This window comes from Streptomyces griseorubiginosus (assembly GCF_017614965.1).
Classification (GTDB): Bacteria; Actinomycetota; Actinomycetes; order Streptomycetales; family Streptomycetaceae; genus Streptomyces; species Streptomyces griseorubiginosus_B.
The window spans coordinates 1-1,243 of the sequence record NZ_WVUG01000655.1 but is presented as its reverse complement, the minus strand read 5'-3'; the positions used below and the strand labels follow the sequence as shown (position 1 = coordinate 1,243).

Annotated in this window: 1 protein-coding gene; it reads right to left on the bottom strand. The window is 68.5% G+C overall.

Translation table 11 applies throughout. The features are described from left to right. Nucleotides 1-34 precede the first annotated feature (34 nt). Nucleotides 35-1,156 carry an IS630 family transposase gene (locus tag GRC12_RS44530; RefSeq protein WP_308286774.1) on the bottom strand — a complete coding sequence of 374 codons (1,122 nt, stop codon included), beginning with the start codon at nucleotides 1,154-1,156 and terminating at the stop codon, nucleotides 35-37. Between the last annotated feature and the right edge of the window lie 87 nt (nucleotides 1,157-1,243).

Here is a 1,243-nt window from a genome sequence, read left to right as displayed (position 1 = left end):
CTAGTGCTGTGACCGCGTTGGTTCGCCGGGTTGGTCAGGCCACGCTGGTGAGGGGGCGTCCGCCCCATCGGATGCCCTTCTCGCTTCGGATGCGGGCGCGTTCCTTGCGTTCGGCGGCGAGGACGTCGCGGTGGCGGGTGTTGGCGTTGCGCCACCGAAGGTAGGCGTGCAGGGCCCGGGTCTGCACGGTGTGGTTGGGGTGGTTGGAGTTGGCGATGGTGAACTGCCGCAGCGGTCCGAAGTGGGCCTCGATCGGGTTGGCCCACGAGGCGTAGGTCGGGGTGAAGCACAACTCGACCTTGTGCTTCTTTGCCCAGCGGCGGATGTCGGCGCCCTTGTGGGCGGACAGATTGTCCATGATCACGTAGATCGGGGCGTCGTCGGGCCGGGCGGCGCGGATCGACTTCAGCGCGGCCAGCGTGTTCACGGCGCCCTTCCTGCGGCGGTTGATGCCCCACAATGTGTCGTCACCGACCGAGTAGCAGCCGTGGAAATACCGGACTCCATGGGTGCGGTGGTAGGTCGCCGGCAGCCGGTCGGGATGTCCTTGTTCGGCCCAGCCCGCGCCCGCGGTGGGCCGGATCCCGAGCGGACCGAACTCGTCGTAGGCGAAGACCCGGTCCGGGAAGCGGTCCAGGACCTCCTCGATGCGGTCGAGCTTGGTGTCGCGCTCGGGGTCCGGGGACTCCTTCCAGGTCTTGGTGCGCTGGAAGGTGATGCCGCGGCGGGCGAGCAGGCACCGTAACGCCTCGCGGCCGATATGGATCATACGGCCGTGCACTTTGCGCAGGTAGGCGACGAGCTTGCGCAGCGACCAGCGGGTGAAGGGCTGGCCGAGTTTGACCGGGCGGGTGGTGGCCGTCGCGATGACGAAATCCTCGTCGTCAGGCTTGAGTTGGCGGGGACGGCCTCCCGCCCATTGAGGGTCCAGGCAGGCCAGGCCGATCTCGTTGAACCGGTGGATCACGTCTCGGACGGTGTCCTCGTCGGCCTGGACCAGCTGGGCGATCACCGGCACCCGGTTCCCGCCGGCCGAGGCCAGCAGCATCATCGCCCGCCGGTAGCGCACCGTGCTGGTGCTGCCCCGACGCACGATCTGCTGCAGCTTCTGCCCCTCCTGGTCGGTCAGTCTGCGCACACGGACGGGCTCGGCCACCGCGCCTCCAGCGATCGGATCGGACGTCACTCCACATCCAACCGCCACGACCACCAACCCGGCGAACCAACGCGGTCACAGCACTAG